Below are 20,046 nucleotides of genomic sequence, written 5' to 3'. Positions count from 1 at the left end.
GGGGTGAATTTGCAATGACGTCGTCCGGTGATCTTCGTTTCCAGAACAGCGAACCGCGCATTCATTCCACGGCTCAGTTGAAATCCGTCAAGCTGGGGCGGTATGCCGACATCGGTGAGCGCGTGATTCTTCGTGAAGTCACGGTCGGCGACTTCACCTATTTCGAGCGTAACGGTGAGGGGATCTACGCCGAAATCGGCAAGTTCTGTTCTATTGCCGCGAATGTTCGCATCAATGCTCTCGAACACCCGATGGAACGGCTGACGACTCATAAAGTCAGCTATCGGCCGAATGAGTATTTTCGCTATCTGGGCGTTGATGGAGAGTTCCGGGCAAGGCGTCAGGAACAGCGTGTGGTCATCGGCAACGATGTATGGATCGGCCATGGTGCGGTTATCACACCGGGCATCCAGATCGGTCATGGTGCTGTGATTGGCGCGAATGCGGTCGTAACGAAGGACGTGCCACCCTATCATGTGGTCGGTGGTGTTCCCGCCCGGTTCATCCGCAAACGCTTCGATAATGCCATCATAGAACGGCTGCTTGAACTCGAATGGTGGAACTGGCCGGTGGAAAAGCTCTATGAAGCAGTACCGGACATTCAGATGCTCGAAATCGAAGCATTTCTTGAAAAGTGGAGCAGCTGATTTCTGCTCTTGCAAAGCCGTAATTGTTCACCCACCTTCGCATCACAACAGTTCTGGAGGCTGGAAGATATGGTCGGACTGAAGCGTTTTGCCTGGTTTTTGCTTGCTCCCATGCTGGTCGTTGCTGCTTCGGCGGCGCCGGCGGAAGAAGTTGGCAAGGTTGGCGTCGACTGGCTTGGAAACGATATCGTCATCGATGCGGTGCAGGACCCGAAAGTGCAGGGCGTAACCTGCCATCTGGCGTCGTTTTCGCGCGGCATGATCGATCGGCTGCAGAAAGGCAATTGGTTTGAGGACCCGTCCAATGCGTCCATCTCATGCGAGCAGACAGGGCCGATCACAATCGGTGATATCAATCTCGGCAAGGGTGGAGAACGGGTTTTCTCCGAGCGTACCAGTCTGATCTGGAAGAAGCTTGTCATCACCCGCATTTATGACAAGACAAATAATACGTTGCTTTATCTTGCTCATGCGACACAGGTTCAGGACGGTTCAGCGAAAACATCGCTTTCAACCGTGCCGCTTTACAAGGGTGATGTCACTTGGGCGAAGGGCAAGCCGGAATAGTCCAGCTGCCAATCTCTGATTCAAGATGGAATTTAGATAGGCTGGACGAAGCTGTCGAGAACGCGCTTCTGTCCGGCCTTGTCGAAATCGATGGTCAGCTTGTTGCCATCGATAAGCGAGATCGTGCCATTTCCGAACTTGATATGGAACACGCGATCGCCGGGCTTGAAGGCCGATGGCTTGTCAGCCACTGACTTGGCCACCAGTTCACCGTCAATCGTGCGTCCCTTCACGGAGCCGCGCCCGGCACCAAAGCCGGAATCGGTCTCGCCATAGCCGATGCGTTCCACTTTGCTGCCCGAACGAGAACCCCAGTTGTTGCGTGTGGCATCGGATCGGTTCTGCTGTGCACGCTGCCAGCCCGGCGTCGAATAGGAATTCTGGAACGGATCGGCCTTGTCGAAGCGGGACTGTCCGTAGCCGCCGCCATAACCGCCGTAATTGCCCTCCAGTTCGGCCACTTCCACATGTGCTTCCGGCAGTTCTTCCAGAAAACGGGAAGGAATGGTCGATTGCCACATGCCGTGGATGCGTCGGTTGGAAACGAACCAGATATGCAGATTTTTCTTGGCGCGGGTCACGCCGACATAGGCGAGACGGCGCTCTTCCTCAAGGCCGGAACGTCCGCCTTCATCAAGTGCGCGCTGGTGCGGAAACAAGCCTTCTTCCCAGCCGGGAAGGAAAACGGTTTCAAACTCCAGACCCTTGGCTGAATGCAGCGTCATGATGTTGACGGCATCGAGATCCTCGTTCTGCTCGGCATCCATGACGAGTGCGACGTGCTCAAGGAATCCACGCAGGCTCTCATATTCCTCCATGGAACGGATCAATTCCTTGAGGTTTTCAAGTCGGCCCGGCGCTTCCGCAGATTTGTCATTCTGCCACATGGCCGTATAGCCGGATTCATCCAGAATGGTTTCGGCCAGTTCCGTATGCGGTGTGTTGTCGATCAGGGACTGCCAGCGCAGGAAGTTTTCGACCACTTCGCGCAGTGCGGAGCGTGGCTTTGGCTTCAATTCCTCGGTTTCAATGAGATCGCAGGCAGCAGCGAACATGGAAATATCGTGCGCGCGGGCATAGTCGTGAATCTGGCGGATCGCGGCTTCGCCCAGACCACGCTTCGGCGTGTTGATGATGCGCTCCAGCGCCAGATCGTCGGCCGGTTGTGCCACGACGCGCAGATAGGCCATCGCATCACGTATTTCGAGCCGCTCGTAGAAGCGTGGGCCGCCGATGACGCGATAGTTGAGGCCGAGCGTGACAAAGCGATCTTCGAACTCGCGCATCTGGAAGGAAGCGCGGACGAGGATCGCCATGTTGTTGAGGAGGTGCCCTTGACGCTGGGCCTGCTCTATGGCTTCGCCGACAGCGCGGGCTTCCTCTTCGGAATCCCATGCTGCATGAACTTTTACCTTCGGATCGTCCGGATTGGGCGCTTCGGTAAACAGTGTTTTGCCGAGACGGCCTTCATTATGTGCGATCAGGTGGGCGGCTGCGCCGAGGATATGTGCCGTGGAGCGGTAGTTGCGCTCAAGCTTGATGACGACTGCGCCCGGAAAATCCTTTTCGAAGCGAAGAATATTGTCCACTTCCGCTCCGCGCCAGCCGTAGATCGACTGATCGTCGTCGCCGACGCAACATAGATTGACCTTATCCCCGCTCACGCCGAATTCGCTGCGCTCATCGGCTCTGCGGGGGCCTTCGGACGCCCTAGCGGGCTGTACTGGCGAGCCTCCGGCCTGCGTTGGCGCTGTCGTTCGTGATTTTGGTCGCTGTGCCAGCAGACGCAGCCACAAATATTGCGCCGTATTCGTATCCTGATATTCGTCCACCAGAATGTAGCGGAACTTCGCGTGATATTCGCGCAGGATATCCGGATGATTGCGGAAGATACGGATCGGATGCAGCAGAAGATCGCCGAAATCGCAGGCGTTCAATGTCCGCAGGCGCTCCTGATAGGCCTGATAAAGCTCGCGTCCGCGACCGTTGCCGAACGAGCGCGCATCGCCTTCGGGAATATCGGACGGCCCGAATCCCTTGTTCTTCCAGCCGTCGATCATGTTGGCGAAGGTGCGGGCAGGCCAGCGCTTGTCATCAAGGCCTTCAGCCTGAATGAGCTGCTTGATGAGGCGGATCACGTCATCGGTATCGAGGATCGTGAAATCCGATGTCAGATTTGCAAGTTCCGCATGACGGCGCAAAAGCTTGACACCGATCGAGTGGAACGTGCCAAGCCATGGCATGCCTTCGACCGCACCTCCAACCAGATGACCTATGCGCTCTTTCATTTCGCGCGCGGCCTTGTTCGTGAAAGTCACGGCGAGAATCTGGCTCGGATAGGCAAGGCCGGTGGTCAGAATATGTGCGATACGCGTTGTCAGAACGCGCGTTTTTCCCGTCCCCGCACCGGCAAGTACCAGAACAGGACCCTCTGTCGTCAGGACAGCCTGACGCTGTTCCGGGTTCAGCCCTTTCAGGTAATCGGGTTCGCCACGCTGCTGGTTGCGTGCTGCCATGGCACGTGCGGCAATGCCACCGGGAGCAGGCGTGCGGCCTGCCGGAGCGTCGTCATCGCCGAAAAACGGCATATCGTCGGGAAAGTCAGACATTTGACCCGAATGTAATGATTCGTGGCTGAAAGACCAGCGAAAGGGTTAAAATATTCGACTACTCTAATTGAGTGACGCGACGATCCGTAAAGTTCAGGCGATGCGAGGCCAGTGCTTCAACCAGTCCACGCAGTTCCGGTTCGCGCTGCAACAGATCGTCGAGTTCCGTCATCTGGTTCATCGCGATCAGCCGCAGAATGTCGTCCCGGATGGATCCGTCAGCGCGCCGTGGCAGATGGGCAACCGGCTGGATCAGTTCAACCTTCTGGCCCTTGAGTCTTGCGCGCAGGCTTTTTTCGTCGGCACTTAGCGTTTCCACGAAGGCGTAGATGCCGACGCCCTTGGCTGGCAGCGAATAAAGCGCGAGAGCTACATCCGAGACACGCGGATCGGATTTGAGGGCAGCCTGAATAGCAGGACCTTCATTGTCGATCCGGTCACCGGTGCCTTCGCCGTCCGACCAGCTGAAAATGCCGCGCGTGATGAAGTTGTAAACTTTCTTGCCTGTCGCCAGCCAGATGCGCGACGGCAGGGAACGGCGCGCCAGAATGCGCTTTTCCGTTGGTGTCATCATGTCCTTTGCAAAAGCGCGCTTCTGCTTGATGAGATGGCGGAAGTCTTCATAAGCCATCAGGCGATAGAGGGCGCCACGACGGCGATGCACGCTTGCAAGCTGGAAATCGATGACTGCAGCTTCACCTTCGGGCGTCATCAGCCAGTTTTGTGGTTTGGCGAGGTCATTGTGGGTGACACCAAGACGGCGCATATCGCGCAGGATGCGGTGCGCGGTGCGATACCATTTCGGATCGGAAGGACGCGCAAGATGCAGCGGTGTGCCTTCGGTCCAGGATCGATACAGCCCGTCCTTGTCGGTGGCGATCAGTTGCGGGACACCTTCAATGCCGCGTACCGTCTTGAGGCCGCGGATTTCGCGCCGGGCCAATATCCATGCCAGCGGCTTCGACCACCAGGGAGCAGCGCTTACGACGCGACGGATGATACGGGTATCGGGATCGCCTACGAAGTAGCCGGCATGGGTTTCCGAGAACACGTCGCGCTTGAACACGGCGGTTTCGACAAATTCCGGTATTTGATCGCCTTTCAAAGGCACATCTATATTGGGGTTCTGAACCATAAGGCTCCACTAGCCGCTTGTGTTCGATCAATCAAGTTTGATGGCGGACAACCCTTATTGCAATCACGTGATCGAAGGCGCACAAGGAACGCACAGATTTCGTGCGGCTCATCGGGGGAATGCAGAAAATGGCACAGGGCGACGACAGCAAACAGGCGATCGCGCAGATCATCCGGCAGGAACAGGCGCTTATTTTTCCGTCATTTGACGAGAACGGCGCATTTGCGGTGGGCGCGCGCATTCGCGATATCGCCGTGAAGGAAAAGCTAGGTATTGCCACCGAAATTTCCCTGTGGGACCGGCAATTATTTTATGCGACGACCGCCGGAAGCACTGTGGACAATCAGGAGTGGTTGCGCCGCAAGTTCAATGTCGTGCGCCGCTTTCATGCTTCGACCTATCGTCTTGTTCTGGAACAGAATCGCGACGATCGCATGTTTGCTCCCCATAAAGCATTGAATGTGGAAGATTACGCGCTCGCGGGTGGCGGATTTCCGATCCGTGTTTCCGGGGCCGGCGTGATCGGCGCCGTAATCGTATCGGGGCTGCCGCAGCGCGAGGACCATAATCTGGTTATCCGGGCTGTCGCCGAACACCTTGGACAAGACCCTGTCGCATTGGCGTTGCCTGCTGTTTGAATATGAATTTCGGAGAATGAACGATGTCGCTTGAAAATGTTGTCGCGCTTGCACGCAATGAGAACGGTATTGCAGCAGCCGTGGGTATTCTCAAGCAGCGTTTCGGTGAGCGTGCGCAGACCGGCCAGGCTATCCGCGAGCAGCACGGCCACACGACGACCTATGTGCCGACACAGGCGCCGGACATCGTCATCTTTGCGGAGACTGCGCAGGAGGTGCAGGATGTTGTGCGTATCTGCGCCGAACACCGCGTTCCGGTTATCGCCTTCGGCTCCGGTTCGTCGCTCGAAGGGCAGGTGAATGCGCCCGCTGGTGGTGTCTCTCTTGACCTCACGCGCATGAACAGGGTGATTGCCGTGCACGCAGAAGATCTGGATTGCGTGGTGGAACCGGGCATTACGCGCCGGGAACTGAATGAATATCTGCGCGATACGGGACTGTTCTTTCCGATTGATCCGGGTGCCAATGCCACGCTGGGCGGCATGGCTTCCACCCGTGCGTCCGGTACAAATGCAGTGCGTTATGGGACCATGCGCGAGAATGTGCTGGCGCTGAAAGCCGTGATGCCCGATGGACGATTGATCGAAACTTCCAAGCGCGTGAAAAAGACGGCCGCGGGTTATGATCTTACGAGGCTGCTTGTCGGAGCCGAGGGAACGCTTGGCATCATCACTGAACTGACGTTGAAACTGCAGGGAATTCCGCAGGCGATTTCCGGCGGTATCTGTCCTTTCCCGGATGTGGATTCGGCTTGCCGTACGGTGATCGAAACGATTCAGATGGGCATTCCCGTTGCGCGTATCGAGCTTGTGAACACGCTTCAGATGCAGGCGCTGATCCTCCATTCCAAACTGCCTTACGAGGCACAGCCTTATCTGTTCGTCGAGTTCCACGGCACGGAAAGTGGCGTTGCCGAACAGGCGGAATTGTTTGGAGAAATTGCTGCGGGCAATGGCGGCGGCGAATTCCGGTGGACCCACGATGCTGAGGAACGTGACCGGCTTTGGCGCGCGCGTCACGACGCCTATCTTGCGTCCTTCCTGCTGAGGCCCGGTTGCAAGGGCGTTTCCACCGATGTCTGCGTGCCGATTTCGCGTCTGGCCGATTGCATCGGCGAGACGGAAAAAGACCTTGCCGAAACAGGCCTTATAGCTCCGATTGTCGGGCATGTGGGGGATGGTAATTTTCACCTTCTCCTGCTCCTTGATACAGGAGATGCCAGCGAGATGGAGCGTGCCGAAGCTTTCATGGATCGGCTGGCCAAACGCGCCATTGCAATGGAGGGAACCTGCACCGGTGAACATGGCATCGGGCAGGGCAAGATGAAGTATCTGGCCATGGAGCTGGGTGAAGCCACGGATTACATGCGGGCCATCAAGAACGCACTCGATCCCGACAGCATCATGAATCCGGGCAAAATACTGATTTCGTGATTCAAATCAGCCGTTTGGACGGGTTTGCCAAGAGTTTGATTCAGGCAGGCGTGCATATCGATGTGGCTGCGATGCAATTTGCCTTGTTGTCGCCGGATCGATGCCGTTATGTTGCGCAGATAAAGACAGCGTGATTCACTCTTTGTTTCGCGCTAACTTGCAATCTGTTTGACCGGAGCTGGTTCTTGGGCCGCATATTCGTCATCGTCGGCGGGCTTCTCGTGCTGCTGTTGACGGCAGCACTTGTTGTGCCGCCTTTTGTTGACTGGAGCGGCTATCGTGCCGATTTCGAGCGCGAGGCGAGCCGTGTTCTGGGCCGTCCCGTCAAGGTCGCCGGTGACGTCAGTGCGCGGCTTTTGCCGTTTCCTTCCGTCGCGTTCTCTGATGTGCGTGTTGGGGCCGATGCAACTCATCCGGTGATGACTGTCGATACGTTTTCGATGGATGCCGAACTGATGCCGTTTCTGCGCGGCCAGCTTCTGATTTTCGATATGCGCGTGGATCGTCCTCGGGCTACAATTTCTCTCGACAAAAGCGGCAAGGTTGATTGGGCAATCCGCCCATCGACGCCGCTCGATCCGACGAAAATCAAGCTGGAACGGCTTTCCGTCAAGGACGGAACGATTACCCTTCGCGAACAGGCAAGCGGTCGCAGTCATACAGCTACCGAACTCAATGCTGTGATCTCGGCAAACAGTCTTGCAGGTCCGTGGCAAGCAAACGGAAGTCTCGTTCTTCAGGGCGAAAGGCTGGCGATCGATCTTTCGAGCGGCGAGGCGAAGCCGGACGGGTCGCTACGTGTACGCGCTCGAATCTCGCCGGATGCTATCCCAGCTGCTTTCGAGACGGATGGCGATGTGACCGTAACTGACGGTCGGCTCGATTATGCCGGTGATTTTTCGCTTCGCTCTTCCGATATGGTTGCCAAGACGACTAAGGATCAGAAAACGCCGACGGAAGCGCCCTTCTTCAGTGGTGTGCGAGTAACCGGTAAATTCAAGGCGGATCGCAATCGCTTCGATGCCAGCGAATTCCGGATGGAGCAGGGACCTGCCGACAATCCTTATGTAGTGAACGGCAAGGCATTTATCGATTATGGCGACAAGCCGCGTTTCGAGGTCAGCGCCGATGGACAGCAGCTTTTCTGGGGGCCGAATGAAGCCACCAGCGAAGAACAATCCGGTTCCGCAATGCCGGCGGCTGATCGTATTACGATAGCACGCCGCGTTCTCGAGCAACTGCCCATTCCGACCATACCCGGCAATGTGGATTTGCGTCTTCCTGCCGTCATCGCGGGCGGCACAACGATACGCTCGGTCACAGTGAGCGCGGAACCGGACGGAAAGAACTGGAATATTCGTCAGTTCGCTGCCGACCTTCCGGGACGAACCAAGGTAGAAGCCAAGGGCACGCTCTCGGTTGGCAAGGATTTCGGCTTCAGGGGCGATATGCTCGTTGCCTCACGTCAGCCGTCCGGTCTGGCAAGCTGGCTCAACGAGACCGTTGACGATTCCGTGCGCAAGCTCGAAGGCGCGGGTTTTTCAGGACAGGTCGATCTTCGTGACGGAATGCAGCGGATCGATAATCTCGAAATTGCGTTGGGGAAGACAACACTCAAAGGCTCGTTTGTTCGCGAAGTGAATGGGCTGGCGCAGCCAGCGATCACGCTAGCCCTCAATGGCGGCGCGGTTGAAAGCGAAGCGCTACAAGCCTTTACAGCCTTTTTCTCCAGTGGTGACGGGCTGGGTTTTCTCGACGGTCAGTCGCTGAACCTGGCATTCAAGGCAGGGCCCGTCCGCTATCAGGACATGGAAGCGGGCAATGTCGATATGGCGATTCGGCTGCATGACGGGCGCTTCGATTTCGACCGGCTGCTGGTCGGTGATGTAGCGGGCACGACGCTGACCGCAACAGGCACTTATGAGCCTTTTGCCAATACGCCTTCCGGCTCGCTCGATGCGACGATCCTTTCCGGCGACCTTTCGCGTTTCTTCTCGTTGATGGCCAATCGCTATCCGCAGCTCCCGCTGTTTCATGCACTCTCGATCCGTGCGGCGAATTTTCCAGGGTTGTTCGAGGATAGCGAAATTAATGTCATTGCCAACGCGGTGGCGCCGTCCGTGCCACAAGCCGACAAGGTGCCTTCAAAAGGTACGGCATCCAAGGGCAAGGGTGCACGGCCTGTCGAGACAAATACCAAAACCGCTCCAGGTGTCGGCGAATTTTCGTTCAGCGTTACCGGAAAAACAGGCGGCATGAAGTTGGACCTTTCGGGCACGGCGAGCGGCGGCGAGGGTGAGAGCGAGCCGTTACAGATGCAATTGAACGGCACGGCAACATCGGATCAAGGCGAGGCGGTACTCGCATTGATCGGCTTGCCCGCCTTGCCGCTTGGGCTTGCTGGTGAGCTCACTGCCGATCTGAGCATGCAGGGTGCGCCGAGTGCAGGCATGCGGACATTGCTCAAGCTCACGGCACCTGACGGGTCGGCTGTGGCAGATGGTGTGATTTCGTTGATCGGAGGGGATGTCGCTGCCAGCGGCAAGGCCCAACTGAAGTCCGCCGATCTGCAACCGTTCATCGCAACGGCGGGTTTCGCACTGCCCGGATTTGGTGAAGGGCTTTCGGCAGACCTTGCCAGCGATTTTCAGTTTGCAAAGGGTATCTTGCGGTTCCCCAATCTCGCCGGAAAGCTGGATGGAGAAGATGTTTCCGCACGGCTGGAGGCCAATTTTGCCGATAGCGGTCTGCCGCAGTTGAAGGGGGAGGCAAAGCTCGCGACGCTTGAGGTCGCTAGCCTTGCAGCGATCATGCTGGGGCAAGATGCATTCGAGCCGGCAAAGCCCACTGCGAAGTCAATCTGGCCACGCGGAGCATTCGCGGTCCGCCCGTCACTGCCGCTGCTGTTGGACATGAAACTCAGCGTGGCGCAGGCTCACATGGATGGATTTGGAACGGCCACGGACTTTGCCGCACGGCTTGTGAAGACCATGGACGGGCTCCAGTTGAATGAATTGACCGGCAACTGGGCGGGTGGATATCTCATTGGCAACGTGTCTCTGAGCAACAGCGACAAGAACGCTATCCTCTCGACAGAGCTGAAATGGAGTGGCGCAAACCTCAAGGATTTTTACCAGCTCGAGAGTGGTATTGCACCGCTTGGCGGTGTCGTGAAGGCTGCTGTTAATCTGAATGGCAGTGGTGAGAGCGTTACGGCACTGGTCGGGTCATTAGCCGGAACTGCAAGTTTTGATGTGGAGAATTTTACCGTCAATGGTCTGGATGGGACGGCATTGCCTGCAATGATCGCGGCAGCCGATGCCACGGGCGACCAGTCTTCCGGTCCTGACAAGCTCGCTTCCAAACAATTTGCCGCCATTGCCGATAAGGCAACCGGGCAAGGCACATTTGCACCCGGTAATGCGCGGTTTGACTTTACGATCAGCGGCGGTGTCGCGCGTATGGCTGCGGCAAATCTGAGCGATGGAAGTGCTGCTCTTCTCAGCGATCTGCAATTCGATCTGTCGACACTTGGAATTGGCGGAAACGGTACTTTGACATTCCAGAACGGGGATGGCGCCGATACTGGCATCTCGCCGCAGGTAGCCTTCTCGCTGGGTGGTAGCTACAGCGAGCCCCAGATGTCATTCGACAAGCAGCCGCTCGTTCAGTTCCTGACCCAGCGTGCGCTTGAACGGGAACAGGAACGTGTTGAATCCATGCAGGCGAGCCTGATGGAAAAGCAGCGTCTTCGTCGTCAGCTTGGGCTTTTCGAAGCGGATGAAGCGGAACGTGATCGTTCGCAGCGTGAGGACGAGGCGAGACGACGCGCCGAGGCCAGTGCGCGCGAAGTGGCTCGGAAAACTGCTGAGGAAGCCCAACGGCTTGAGGCAGAGAAACCCCAAGGCGGGCCGGCTGGTGGATCGAAAGATCCCCTGGTATCGCCAGAGGGCGGTCAATCCCTGAATGAATTCCTGAAAAGTCTGGAACCGACACCTGCGCTACCAGCACCTCAGCCTTGAGTTATTCTGGACTTAAGCCAGTCGAGAACGTGGAGCCTGAGCGCGGAAGACAGATTGATTGACCTGTCACGCTTGCTGTCGATTTCGGCGATCAGAGCCGCCACGGACAACTCCCGCTCGGCAGCAATCTCCTCAATCAGTTCGAAAAATGGGTCTTCAAGCGTGTAGCTGGTCGCGTGTCCGCGAATACTGACGGAATGTTTGCGTAACCGCCCGGACGAGTTCACTTTGTCTCGTCCGGCTTATCGTTCTTTTCCAGACGGTTCTGATCCAGAAAACGTTCCACTTTCGTTGCTTCCGTACGGGCGAAGGCCTTTTCAGTCTTCGTTCGACCGAATTGAATGCGGTTCTGGTCAGCCCGCTTTTCTTTTTCAGCGCGGGCTTTCTGCTTTTTAAACTGCCTGAGATTGACGATGTCGCTCATGGAACCACGCGGAAATGTTGAAGCTTCTGAAAAAATACTGCGTTTCGGTTCAATCTAGCAAGCTCGTAATAGGCTGGCTTTATTTCTGGGGGCCCTTCGGATTGGTAAACCACCAGATGGCCAAGGACACCAGAATTAGAAGTATGAGCCCAACTGTCATCTGCAGAAGAGGAAAGTTGGGTTCGTCCTTTGCCACAAAGAAGGCGGCTACGATGCCGCTTATCCACAATACTGCCTGAGCAATTGCACGAATCATCGAAATCAATCCTGAACTGGTTGCCGTCAGAACAGAGTATAAAACGCCTGCTTGTTTTTCACCATTGATCACGATCAACAGTGAATCTGAACTATCCAATCAAACAAGCGGACGAAACCAGCAGGAGCTCTGGCACATTCTTCACATGAGGATGGACCGCGCGGAATTATTTCTTCCGAAAGGCATCCAGAGAAACAACATCGGCAGAAGGTTTGGCTTCCTTGTCGGCGCCATCATCTGCATTGCTGTCTTTGGCCGCAGCGGCTTCTTTTTCGGCTACAGTCTTGCGCGACTTCGATTTGGGCTTTTCTGACTTCTCGACCGGTGCTTCCGTCGGGAGGATTTCAATAGGGGCTACATTGCCGCCTTCGTCATTGTCGCTTTCCGGCTGTGCGACCGCGACATCGAACTCGAGTTCGAAATTGACCGAAGGGTCGTAGAAGCCACGGACGGCAGAAAAAGGCACTGTAAGCTTTTCAGGAATATCACCGAACGACAGGCCAACTTCGAACAGCTGATCTGTAACCAGCATGTCCCAGAACTGATGCTGCAAAACGATTGTCATCTGCTCGGGATATTTCTCCTTCAGGCGCGAGGAAATTCGCACACCGGGCGCTCCAGTCAGGAACGTGATGAAGAAATGATGGTTACCTGGCAAGCCAGCCTTGGCCACTTCCGCAAGAACCTTGCGAATGACGCCGCGTAGGGCTTCCTGAGCGAGAATATCGTAACGGATTAGGTCCTGTACCATGGTTTGCTTATCCCACGGATTCGGAGGTCGATGTCAAGTTCGTTCTCGCAGGAACCGATGATATATGACCCGAAAATGCTACAGGGCGATGCCTGTGGCGGAAAGATGTGCAATTTTTGAACGCAGCAGGGTGCGCTTGCCCTATCGTCTTCCGAAGGCCATCAGGAAGGTGCGCACTCCGTTGACGGCGCTCTTCTCGATGATTGCATCATCAACGCCTTGGCCCGTCAGCATATGATAGTGCGTATCGGCATTGATGAGTGCCATGAAATGGCGTGCAGCAAGATCTGGATCGTCAACGCGTAGATGTCCATCCATGGCAAGGCGCGCCAGACGTGCCGCTATAGCCGGAATAGCTTGTGCCGGACCTTTGGTACTGCAAATATTGGCTGCGAGCGGCAGATTGGTCTCGTTGGCCTGCATGACCTTGCGCAGAAACGCACCGGACGAATCGTAAATGCAATTCCGGCTCATGCGGATCGAGAAAGCCACCAGATCGTGCTCCAGATTTTCCCCAGTCTGGGGGAAGGTAGCCAGAACTGCGAACAGGCTCGCATTCATGCGCGCAAGCGCATCCTCAACGACGGCGGCAAGCAAGGCTTCCTTGTCGCGATAGTGATTATAGATGGTCTGACGCGACACGCCCGCTTCGTTGGCAATAAGGTCTATGCTCGCGCCCTGAAAACCATCGCGATTGAAAACGCGTGCCGCAGAGCACAAAATGAAGTCGCGCTTCATGCACTGTCCGGGCTTTATCGCCGCGGAATTCAGGCCCTTTTCGGATACAGCACGCTTCTCGGGCAGGGCGGCCATGTCGATTATGTCAGTAGGCTTCATAACTCCAACATAAGATAGCTTGACGTTTTGGACAATGGTGTCTAATTTGACATTAGTGTCAAATCTGTTTTGACCATGCGTATAGAATGCCTTTCGTTGGAGAGTTTTCAAGTGTCGACTGTAATGGAAAACAGGTCGATATCATACGGCTCAGACGAAAACTGGTAGCGAATACAAATAATTATCTGTCCTGTACCGATTTTGCGAGCCCGATGGCGCCATCCTCCCAAGCAAAACCGGAGATCCGAAATCGGTGCGGGAATCTCACGAAACATTGATGAAAGCGCGTTCCCCATGGCTTCCAGTCTTGTGCGCAATGCCATTGTTCTTGGCCTTCTTTCCGCCATTGGCCCATTTGCGATCGATATGTATCTGCCAGCTCTGCCCACCATTGCCGCTGATCTGCATGCGGAAACTGGTGCTGTGCAGATGAGTCTTCTGGCCTTTTTCATTGCTCTTGCGGTTGCGCAGCTTTTCTGCGGGCCGCTGTCCGACATGGTCGGACGCAAACTTCCGCTTTACGGCGGTCTGGTACTGTTTGGTATCGGCAGTATCGGTTCTGCTATGGCGACCGATATAGATGTGCTGGTGCTTTTCCGCTTCGTTCAGGGGCTGGGAGCAGCGGCAGGTATGGTCATTCCACGCGCTGTCGTGCGCGACCTTCATACAGGCATCGAGGCAGCGCGCCTGATGTCGCTTCTGATGCTGGTTTTCTCTATTTCGCCGATTCTGGCGCCGCTGACCGGCTCGGTCATCATCAGCTTCTTTGGCTGGCGTGGTGTTTTCTGGGCGGTTCTGGTCGCTGCTGCCATTGGTATCATTCTGGTGGCAACTGCACAGAAAGAGACGCGGACGGCAGAAGCGCGACTTGAAAGCAATCTGGGCAGTGCCCTGCGCGGCTATGGCCGTCTGCTCAAGGACCGTTATTTTCTTGGGCTGGTTTTTGTCGGCGGCTTTGGCATCGCGTCGTTCTTCGTCTATCTCGCCAATTCGTCCTTCGTGCTTATCGACCATTACGGCCTGACGCCAACGCAATATGCCATTGCGTTCTCGGCCAATGCGGTATCGTTCTTCGGCGTGTCGCAGTTGAATGGGTGGTTGGGATCGCGCTTCGGGCTTCGCCGCGTCATGCGATTCGCGGTCTCCGGTTTTGCAGCGGCAATGCTCGCCATGTTCGCCGCGGCACTCATGGGCCATCAGTCGCTTTGGCTGATCGCAGGCTTCCTGTTCGTGGGATATGGTTTTCTCGGCCTCGTTATCCCGACAACGGCAGTTCTGGCTCTTGAGGATTACGGCGAGATTGCTGGAACTGCTTCCGCGCTGATGGGGACGCTGCATTTCGTGATTGGCGGCGTGGCGATTGGTGTAACCGGTTCATTCTTTGATGGAACGGCTCTGCCGATGGTAGGCGGGATCGCCGGTTGTGCGCTGACGGCCTTCGTGCTGACGCAGATCGTTCTTTCGCGCAAGGCGAGCGAACTGGATACGGAAGCTGCGGCTGCATAGGCTTTGTGAAAGGGAAAGTGGAGGCTTCCGCCTAAACCCGCTTTACCTATTGAAATTAAAGAGAATACGTTTTCCAGCAAAGCTAAGGAAAACCGTGAACATAGTTGGAACAAACCGGCCTATTGTAAAACAGTTGAAGGCAGAGAAATAACCACTGCCGATAACGTTTGCGAGGTGTCACTATGATGCCCGCACGTTATCACCGCTTGCGAGATCGGACTGTGGCTGCGGTTGATCGGGCATTTGCTGAGCCTGTTCGACTATCATTTTTCACTGCTCAAGGCACAGCCGATCCCAGCCGCCCTATAATCGAGATAGAAGCCGTTCTGCGCGTTGGTGGTGGCAAGTCCACTACGATTGGCGGTTCGAGCAAATCATCTTGGCGCACGCGCATTGTCGCCCAAAAATCAGAACTTCATATCGACCGTACCAAATACCCGACTGTCATAGTCAGGGCAAAGGACAAGGTGCGAGCATTGGCCCGTCCAGGCCAGCCTTGGTTTGAGGTTTCAGCCGTCGATGATCGTGGCGAAAACCGTTTAGTTTTGCAGCTTGGTGAGGCTTGATGATGGCTGATCACCTTAATCCTGAAATATTGGTTGCTGCGAAATGGCTTATTGAATGCGGCCACCAATGCGTAGGGGCCAAAATACCGGCCCTACGTGAGCGCTTCACGCTTACTCTGCTAGACGCTATCGAGGCGATGAAACAAGCGCGTATGCTGGAAAATTCAGCCAATGCGGGGGATTGTAGCCATGAGCGATGATTTCACCCGTTGCCGCATGGCGTGGCTTGATCAGATATACGATGATCAGCAACTTACCACAGTAGCACGCGATGCCGCCTTTCGAATTAGCCGTTATTTCAATCGTAGGGGCTTTGCAGGCAGCGGAAACCTGAATGCATGGCCGTCATATGAGACGCTTGCAAAAGAGGCTGGCTGCTCTCCAAAGACGATCCAGCGTGCGGTTTCATTGTTGCGGGAACGCGGCCATGTTGTGACGAATGGCAATGGCGGACGTTCGAAGGCGCTTACGTATTTTGCGGTTATCAAGACCATTGCGAGAACGGAAGAAACCGTCACTGATATGCCGTCTGTTGTCACTGATAAAGGTGGACAAAATTGTCCACGTTTAGTGGAAAAGGTGGACATGGCTGTCCCTAAAGGTGGACATTTGAATGCCGAAAAGGTGGACAAAAATGTCCTACAAACCTCTTTGAATAAATCCCTGATTAAATCCTTGAGCGCGGCGCGTGCGCATGACGCTGCCGATGAACCGTTCAAGGCTGCATGGTCGATAGCTGTTTTCGACAAATTGGCAAAAGGGCCGGGGGCATTGCCAAGGCCGGGAACTGCTTTGCTTCGAAACCTGATCGAGATCGAGAAAAGGCCAGCCCTTGTTCTGGATCATCAGGCTAAGCATGGATGGCCTGAGATCAACAGCATGTTCGAACAGCCAAAGGCACTTGAGCATGAAACGCTTGCGCCTTCGATACGCAAGATCGCTTTCGAGATGGTGGCTGTCATGTCAGGCAGCGATCAATGGAAGGATTGGCAGTGCGAGTTTGAGGCAAGGGGCTGGCCGTTTCCACGAGATGCCAAGGCTATGAGCTTTCCACGCGGTGGAGTGAAGGCACTGCCAGCGTTCATGAATGCACTGGTGGCAAGGCAGGCAGGCGGCGGGAATGTGGTGCCGATGGCTGCGAGGGCAGTCGGGGCATGAATGTTTGGGTCCTTCCGGGCGTCTGTCTGCTGCGGGTGAGCGCGACTGCGGGATTTCGGTCTGTGCAATTAAATTTTATAGCTAAAAACAATGGGTTAAATGGTGATAGTCATGAATATTGTTCATGAAGTTTCAGCCGATCCAGCGTTGAAACAAGAGCCGCGCACCATTTCGAAAAGCGGTTTCTCCAAGCTGATCAATGTTTCTCCCGGTCGAGTTTCGCAGATGATCACGGCGGGAATGCCGGTTGAGCGTGATGGAAAGCTTGATGTGGCGCGGTGCAAACTCTGGATCTCCGAGAATATCAATCCGACACGGGCAGCAAGTCAGGCACAAGGTGCCACGCTGTTCGGCGAGGAAAAGCAGGCGGTATCGTTGACAGCCGAGCGCGCAAGGCTGGCGAAGGCGCAAGCCGATGCTGTCGAACTGAAAAATGCGACCATGCGGCGCGAATTGGTGCCTGCAAGCGAAGTGGAACGGCTCTGGTCAGGCGAGTGGATGCAGTTGCGCTCCAGCGTTCTCGCGGTTCCTTCGCGGTTACGGCAGATCCTGCCGCAACTGGCGGCTGAGGATATCGAAGCCATAGACGGCGAGCTGCGCCGGATGCTTACGGAGTTTGGCAATGATCAGTGAAACACTTCTCGAAGTACGTGAGCGTGCACGCCGGTCGATTATTCCGCCTGCACGATTGGAACTGTCGCAGTGGATCGAGCGTGAAGTGCGGTTGCCTGCCGATGTATCGGCCATGCGCGGACCTATCCGGCTATATCCGTTTCAGTGCGGCATGGCCGATGCAATGAGCGATTCGAAGATCGAACGCATTACGGTCGTGAAATCGGCGCGTATCGGTTACACCACATTGCTGGTTGGCTTGCTTGGTTCGCATGTGGTGAACGAACCGGCACCCGTTCTGTTCGTGCTGCCGACAGAGGATGACTGCCGAACATTCGTTGTGTCAAATGTCGAACCGACTTTCGAGGCTTCGCCATGCCTTGCAAACGCGCTGGCGAGCGATAAGGGCAGCGAGAAGCGCAACACGCTTCTGTCACGGCGCTTTCCCGGTGGTAGTCTCAAGGTTATTGCAGCCAAAGCGCCGCGCAATCTTCGCGCTCACAATGCCCGTATTCTGATCATGGACGAGACAGACGGCATGGAAATGACCAAGGAAGGCAGTCCGATCCCGATTGCGGAACGGCGCACCATGTCCTTTCCAGATCGAAAAATCATCATTGGATCGACGCCGATTTATGAAGATAGCAGCCATGTTCTGAGCGCCTATGAGCGTTCCGACAAGCGAATCTATGAGGTGCCTTGCCCTGAATGTGGTGACTTCCACGAAATCGAATGGAAGGATATTCACTGGCCGGAAGGCGAACCGGATAAGGCTCATTGGGCTTGTCCTGGCTGCGGTTCTATCGTGGAGGAAAAGCATAAGGGCAGCATGGTTGCAGCCGGTCGCTGGCGTATTACAGCGCCGGAAGTGAAGGGCCATGCGGGTTTTCGTATCAACTCGCTTGTGTCGCCGCTTGAAAATGCAGCGTGGGGCATTCTTGCCAAAGAGTTTCTTGCGGCCAAAGATGATCCGGCATTGCTGCAAACGTTCATCAATCTTGTGCTGGGGCAGGGCTGGCGCGAAAGCGGCGAAGAAATGGACGATAGCGAGCTTGCAAGCCGCGTCGAAGCGATCTCGCTTGATATGCTGCCGGAAAGCGTTCTTGCCCTCACAGCAGGCGTAGACACGCAACGCGACCGCCTTGAGGTTACAATCATCGGCTGGACGCGGGATGGCGAAGCCATGATCCTTGATCACAAGGTGATTTGGGGCTTGCCTGACGACGATGCGACATGGACCGAACTCGATGCAGTGTTGAAAATGCGCTTTGATCACCCGCTCGGTGGCAAGCTCGGTCTGGACGCTGTTGCAATCGATAGCTCGGACGGTGAAACGATGGAAAATGTCTATTCGTTCTGCTTTCCGCGTTCATCGCGCAAGGTGCTCGCAATCAAGGGTGTGAACGGAAATCGCCCATGGATTGAGAAATCCAAATCGAAGGTGAAAGGTGGGGCACTCTGGATCGTCGGTGTAGATGGGCTGAAATCGCACCTGACGGCACGGTTATCGCGTGGGCGCACAATCCGTTTTTCTGATCGGTTGCCGCTGTCGTGGTTTGAACAGCTTGCGAGTGAGCGGGTTGTTGTTCGCTATACACGCGGACAGCCACAGCGTCGATTTGAGCGCATTCCCGGTCGTAGAGCCGAAGCGCTGGATTGTGTTGTGTATGGTTTCGCAGCGCGCCAGATACTGAATATCAACTGGGATCAGCGCATTGATGATTTGCGGCTTGGTGTCGAAACCGTAGCGCCGAAGGTGCAGACGGTTATGAAATCGAAGTGGCTGCGGTGAGGGTTATGGGTCTGCAAATTTGCAGACCCGTACGGGTGACACGGTGTCACCCGTATTTCATGTGGCCAAGTTGGCCAGTTGATCAAGTCGCCAACTTGGCGACTTGATTGTAGGTTAATCAAGTCCTTTGATGAATTCCCAACCATTACCGCTGCTATCAGCATCGTGGAATAATTCACCCTTGTAGTTAATTTTATAATGTCCGGCAGATTTAATCCAAAAATCTATGTCGTCATCCTCGAACTTTATTTCACTAACAAGCGGATGGCCCACTAGAATCTCTCGCGCTACCTCAGAGGCAACTCTGATTACCCTCATGCGTTCCATAGCTCTGTTGAGCAAAACTACTGGGGTGTCTTTGGATTGTAGTGCGTCATTGAGGAGTTTTCTGACAGCTTCTACCTCAGAAGAAAAACCGCGCTCTGCTTGAAACGCGGTAATCCGCTCCACTAGGTCGTTGGGGAGGACGTAGACGCGCCGCGTGTGATCACCTGAAGGTTTTGCCATCCATACACCTCTAAATTTTGACATACCTATTGACATTCTTATGTCACACAGACAATTGTAAATGAAGTTACCATAAAAATGGTAATTCGTTTGATAATAGGAAGTGACATGCCTCAATATGTTGGTAAGTCGGCAGACAAGCGAATTGTCTTTCTCGTCGATAGCGAAGTTCTCGATCAGATAGATGGTTGGGGTGTTCCAGCCGGAATGCCGAGTCGTTCCCATGCGATTAGAGCGCTTCTGATACGAGGGCTTGAAGCAGTAAAATCTAATGAAATGACGCATGAAAAAGCCGCTTATGCGTATCGTGTTTGCGCCAAAAAGGGGGTTCTCTTGCCATGATAGATAAAGACGAAATCAATCTGGCTATTGATGATGCTTACGATGTTTCTGCATTACTGCGAACTGCTATCGAGTGTTTAGGAAATATCAGTGAAGATCTATCCCGCCCATATAACAACATTCTCGGCGGTGTGAGCCGTGTTCTTGAGATTGCGGACAAGAAAACACTTAATGCGTTAGCTGCATTAGAGGGTGTCGAAATGCAAGAGCCTTCGGCGCGGTCTCGCTTGTAGCGAAAACTTAT

The 20,046-nt window shown here is 55.1% G+C and carries 21 protein-coding genes; 13 read left to right on the top strand and 8 right to left on the bottom strand.

The genetic code is table 11. The features are described from left to right. Positions 1-14: 14 nt before the first annotated feature. Both MKS82_RS15800 and MKS82_RS15795 read left to right on the top strand, forming a co-directional pair. Positions 15-647 (top strand): DapH/DapD/GlmU-related protein, encoded by a 633-nt coding sequence (locus tag MKS82_RS15800; protein WP_109989055.1) that lies wholly within the window; start codon positions 15-17, stop codon positions 645-647. Positions 648-716: 69 nt separating this feature from the next. Then, positions 717-1,214: a CreA family protein gene (locus MKS82_RS15795; RefSeq protein ID WP_109989056.1), complete on the top strand. Its 498-nt coding sequence runs from the start codon at positions 717-719 to the stop codon at positions 1,212-1,214. Between the two features lie 32 nt (positions 1,215-1,246). Here MKS82_RS15795 and MKS82_RS15790 read toward each other — a convergent pair whose 3' ends face one another. Next, entirely contained in the window at positions 1,247-3,823 is a 2,577-nt protein-coding gene (locus tag MKS82_RS15790; RefSeq protein WP_109989057.1) for an ATP-dependent helicase, read from the bottom strand. A 58-nt stretch (positions 3,824-3,881) separates the two neighbouring features. Then, positions 3,882-4,958, bottom strand: coding sequence for a serine/threonine protein kinase (locus MKS82_RS15785; protein WP_109989058.1), 1,077 nt, complete (start codon positions 4,956-4,958; stop codon positions 3,882-3,884). Between the two features lie 128 nt (positions 4,959-5,086). On the opposite strand from MKS82_RS15785, the gene MKS82_RS15780 reads away from it, so the two are divergent. From MKS82_RS15780 to MKS82_RS15770, 3 genes are all read left to right on the top strand, one after another. Then, complete coding sequence (locus MKS82_RS15780) at positions 5,087-5,596, top strand: heme-degrading domain-containing protein (RefSeq protein WP_109989059.1); 510 nt, start codon at positions 5,087-5,089, stop codon at positions 5,594-5,596. Positions 5,597-5,619: 23 nt separating this feature from the next. Further along, positions 5,620-7,029 carry an FAD-binding oxidoreductase gene (locus MKS82_RS15775; RefSeq protein ID WP_109989060.1) on the top strand — a complete coding sequence of 470 codons (1,410 nt, stop codon included), beginning with the start codon at positions 5,620-5,622 and terminating at the stop codon, positions 7,027-7,029. 185 nt (positions 7,030-7,214) lie between these two features. Beyond that, positions 7,215-11,051 (top strand): AsmA family protein, encoded by a 3,837-nt coding sequence (locus MKS82_RS15770; RefSeq protein ID WP_109989061.1) that lies wholly within the window; start codon positions 7,215-7,217, stop codon positions 11,049-11,051. Here the strand turns inward: MKS82_RS15770 and MKS82_RS15765 are convergent. The 5 genes from MKS82_RS15765 to MKS82_RS15745 all read right to left on the bottom strand — a co-directional run bounded on the left by MKS82_RS15765 (position 11,042) and on the right by MKS82_RS15745 (position 13,319). After that, complete coding sequence (locus MKS82_RS15765) at positions 11,042-11,278, bottom strand: ribbon-helix-helix domain-containing protein (protein ID WP_109989062.1); 237 nt, start codon at positions 11,276-11,278, stop codon at positions 11,042-11,044. The two genes, MKS82_RS15770 and MKS82_RS15765, sit on opposite strands and share 10 nt — an antisense overlap. Beyond that, on the bottom strand, positions 11,275-11,475 hold the full coding sequence (locus MKS82_RS15760; protein ID WP_109989063.1) for a DUF4169 family protein: 201 nt from the start codon (positions 11,473-11,475) through the stop codon (positions 11,275-11,277). Before MKS82_RS15760 ends, MKS82_RS15765 begins: the two co-directional genes overlap by 4 nt. Positions 11,476-11,554: 79 nt before the next feature. Beyond that, positions 11,555-11,809: a hypothetical protein gene (locus tag MKS82_RS15755; protein ID WP_109989064.1), complete on the bottom strand. Its 255-nt coding sequence runs from the start codon at positions 11,807-11,809 to the stop codon at positions 11,555-11,557. An 88-nt stretch (positions 11,810-11,897) separates the two neighbouring features. Next, the gene (locus MKS82_RS15750; RefSeq protein WP_109989065.1) at positions 11,898-12,482 is read right to left on the bottom strand and encodes an SspB family protein; all 585 of its coding nucleotides are present in this window, start codon (positions 12,480-12,482) and stop codon (positions 11,898-11,900) included. Positions 12,483-12,623: 141 nt separating this feature from the next. Next, entirely contained in the window at positions 12,624-13,319 is a 696-nt protein-coding gene (locus MKS82_RS15745) for a TetR/AcrR family transcriptional regulator (protein ID WP_109989066.1), read from the bottom strand. A 294-nt stretch (positions 13,320-13,613) separates the two neighbouring features. On the opposite strand from MKS82_RS15745, the gene MKS82_RS15740 reads away from it, so the two are divergent. From MKS82_RS15740 to MKS82_RS15715, 6 genes are all read left to right on the top strand, one after another. After that, positions 13,614-14,825, top strand: coding sequence for a multidrug effflux MFS transporter (locus tag MKS82_RS15740; RefSeq protein ID WP_176036891.1), 1,212 nt, complete (start codon positions 13,614-13,616; stop codon positions 14,823-14,825). Between the two features lie 182 nt (positions 14,826-15,007). Next, a complete protein-coding gene (locus MKS82_RS15735; RefSeq protein ID WP_240579000.1) occupies positions 15,008-15,391 on the top strand; it encodes a hypothetical protein in 384 nt (127 codons plus the stop codon). Next, positions 15,391-15,591: a hypothetical protein gene (locus MKS82_RS15730; protein WP_240578999.1), complete on the top strand. Its 201-nt coding sequence runs from the start codon at positions 15,391-15,393 to the stop codon at positions 15,589-15,591. The genes MKS82_RS15735 and MKS82_RS15730 overlap by 1 nt, the downstream gene beginning before the upstream one ends. Then, positions 15,581-16,549, top strand: coding sequence for a helix-turn-helix domain-containing protein (locus MKS82_RS15725; protein WP_240578998.1), 969 nt, complete (start codon positions 15,581-15,583; stop codon positions 16,547-16,549). Before MKS82_RS15730 ends, MKS82_RS15725 begins: the two co-directional genes overlap by 11 nt. Positions 16,550-16,660: 111 nt before the next feature. Then, positions 16,661-17,182 (top strand): DNA packaging protein, encoded by a 522-nt coding sequence (locus tag MKS82_RS15720; protein ID WP_240578997.1) that lies wholly within the window; start codon positions 16,661-16,663, stop codon positions 17,180-17,182. Continuing rightward, entirely contained in the window at positions 17,172-18,953 is a 1,782-nt protein-coding gene (locus MKS82_RS15715) for a phage terminase large subunit family protein (protein WP_240578996.1), read from the top strand. Before MKS82_RS15720 ends, MKS82_RS15715 begins: the two co-directional genes overlap by 11 nt. Before the next feature lie 114 nt (positions 18,954-19,067). Here the strand turns inward: MKS82_RS15715 and MKS82_RS15710 are convergent, their stop codons facing one another. Further along, entirely contained in the window at positions 19,068-19,460 is a 393-nt protein-coding gene (locus tag MKS82_RS15710; protein ID WP_240578995.1) for a hypothetical protein, read from the bottom strand. 108 nt (positions 19,461-19,568) lie between these two features. Here MKS82_RS15710 and MKS82_RS15705 point away from each other — a divergent pair, with 108 nt between their 5' ends. Next, positions 19,569-19,802, top strand: a complete 234-nt coding sequence (locus MKS82_RS15705; protein WP_240578994.1) for a hypothetical protein — start codon at positions 19,569-19,571, stop codon at positions 19,800-19,802. After that, the gene (locus MKS82_RS15700) at positions 19,799-20,035 is read left to right on the top strand and encodes a hypothetical protein (protein WP_240578993.1); all 237 of its coding nucleotides are present in this window, start codon (positions 19,799-19,801) and stop codon (positions 20,033-20,035) included. The genes MKS82_RS15705 and MKS82_RS15700 overlap by 4 nt, the downstream gene beginning before the upstream one ends. The last annotated feature ends 11 nt before the right edge of the window (positions 20,036-20,046 follow it).

Source organism: Ochrobactrum sp. A-1 (assembly GCF_022488005.1).
In the GTDB taxonomy this organism is placed as follows: domain Bacteria; phylum Pseudomonadota; class Alphaproteobacteria; order Rhizobiales; family Rhizobiaceae; genus Brucella.
Note: the sequence above shows the minus strand (reverse complement) of the source record. Positions and strands in the feature narration are given on the sequence as shown.

Coding starts and splice junctions, on each gene's coding strand:
- MKS82_RS15715 (WP_240578996.1), top strand. CDS start 17,172: ATGATCAGTGAAACACTTCTCGAAGTACGTGAGCGTGCACGCCGGTCG.
- MKS82_RS15730 (WP_240578999.1), top strand. CDS start 15,391: ATGATGGCTGATCACCTTAATCCTGAAATATTGGTTGCTGCGAAATGG.
- MKS82_RS15785 (WP_109989058.1), bottom strand. CDS start 4,958: ATGGTTCAGAACCCCAATATAGATGTGCCTTTGAAAGGCGATCAAATA.
- MKS82_RS15710 (WP_240578995.1), bottom strand. CDS start 19,460: ATGGCAAAACCTTCAGGTGATCACACGCGGCGCGTCTACGTCCTCCCC.
- MKS82_RS15780 (WP_109989059.1), top strand. CDS start 5,087: ATGGCACAGGGCGACGACAGCAAACAGGCGATCGCGCAGATCATCCGG.
- MKS82_RS15750 (WP_109989065.1), bottom strand. CDS start 12,482: ATGGTACAGGACCTAATCCGTTACGATATTCTCGCTCAGGAAGCCCTA.
- MKS82_RS15725 (WP_240578998.1), top strand. CDS start 15,581: ATGAGCGATGATTTCACCCGTTGCCGCATGGCGTGGCTTGATCAGATA.
- MKS82_RS15760 (WP_109989063.1), bottom strand. CDS start 11,475: ATGAGCGACATCGTCAATCTCAGGCAGTTTAAAAAGCAGAAAGCCCGC.
- MKS82_RS15705 (WP_240578994.1), top strand. CDS start 19,569: ATGCCTCAATATGTTGGTAAGTCGGCAGACAAGCGAATTGTCTTTCTC.
- MKS82_RS15720 (WP_240578997.1), top strand. CDS start 16,661: ATGAATATTGTTCATGAAGTTTCAGCCGATCCAGCGTTGAAACAAGAG.
- MKS82_RS15795 (WP_109989056.1), top strand. CDS start 717: ATGGTCGGACTGAAGCGTTTTGCCTGGTTTTTGCTTGCTCCCATGCTG.
- MKS82_RS15735 (WP_240579000.1), top strand. CDS start 15,008: ATGATGCCCGCACGTTATCACCGCTTGCGAGATCGGACTGTGGCTGCG.
- MKS82_RS15740 (WP_176036891.1), top strand. CDS start 13,614: ATGGCTTCCAGTCTTGTGCGCAATGCCATTGTTCTTGGCCTTCTTTCC.
- MKS82_RS15775 (WP_109989060.1), top strand. CDS start 5,620: ATGTCGCTTGAAAATGTTGTCGCGCTTGCACGCAATGAGAACGGTATT.
- MKS82_RS15700 (WP_240578993.1), top strand. CDS start 19,799: ATGATAGATAAAGACGAAATCAATCTGGCTATTGATGATGCTTACGAT.
- MKS82_RS15745 (WP_109989066.1), bottom strand. CDS start 13,319: ATGAAGCCTACTGACATAATCGACATGGCCGCCCTGCCCGAGAAGCGT.
- MKS82_RS15790 (WP_109989057.1), bottom strand. CDS start 3,823: ATGTCTGACTTTCCCGACGATATGCCGTTTTTCGGCGATGACGACGCT.
- MKS82_RS15800 (WP_109989055.1), top strand. CDS start 15: ATGACGTCGTCCGGTGATCTTCGTTTCCAGAACAGCGAACCGCGCATT.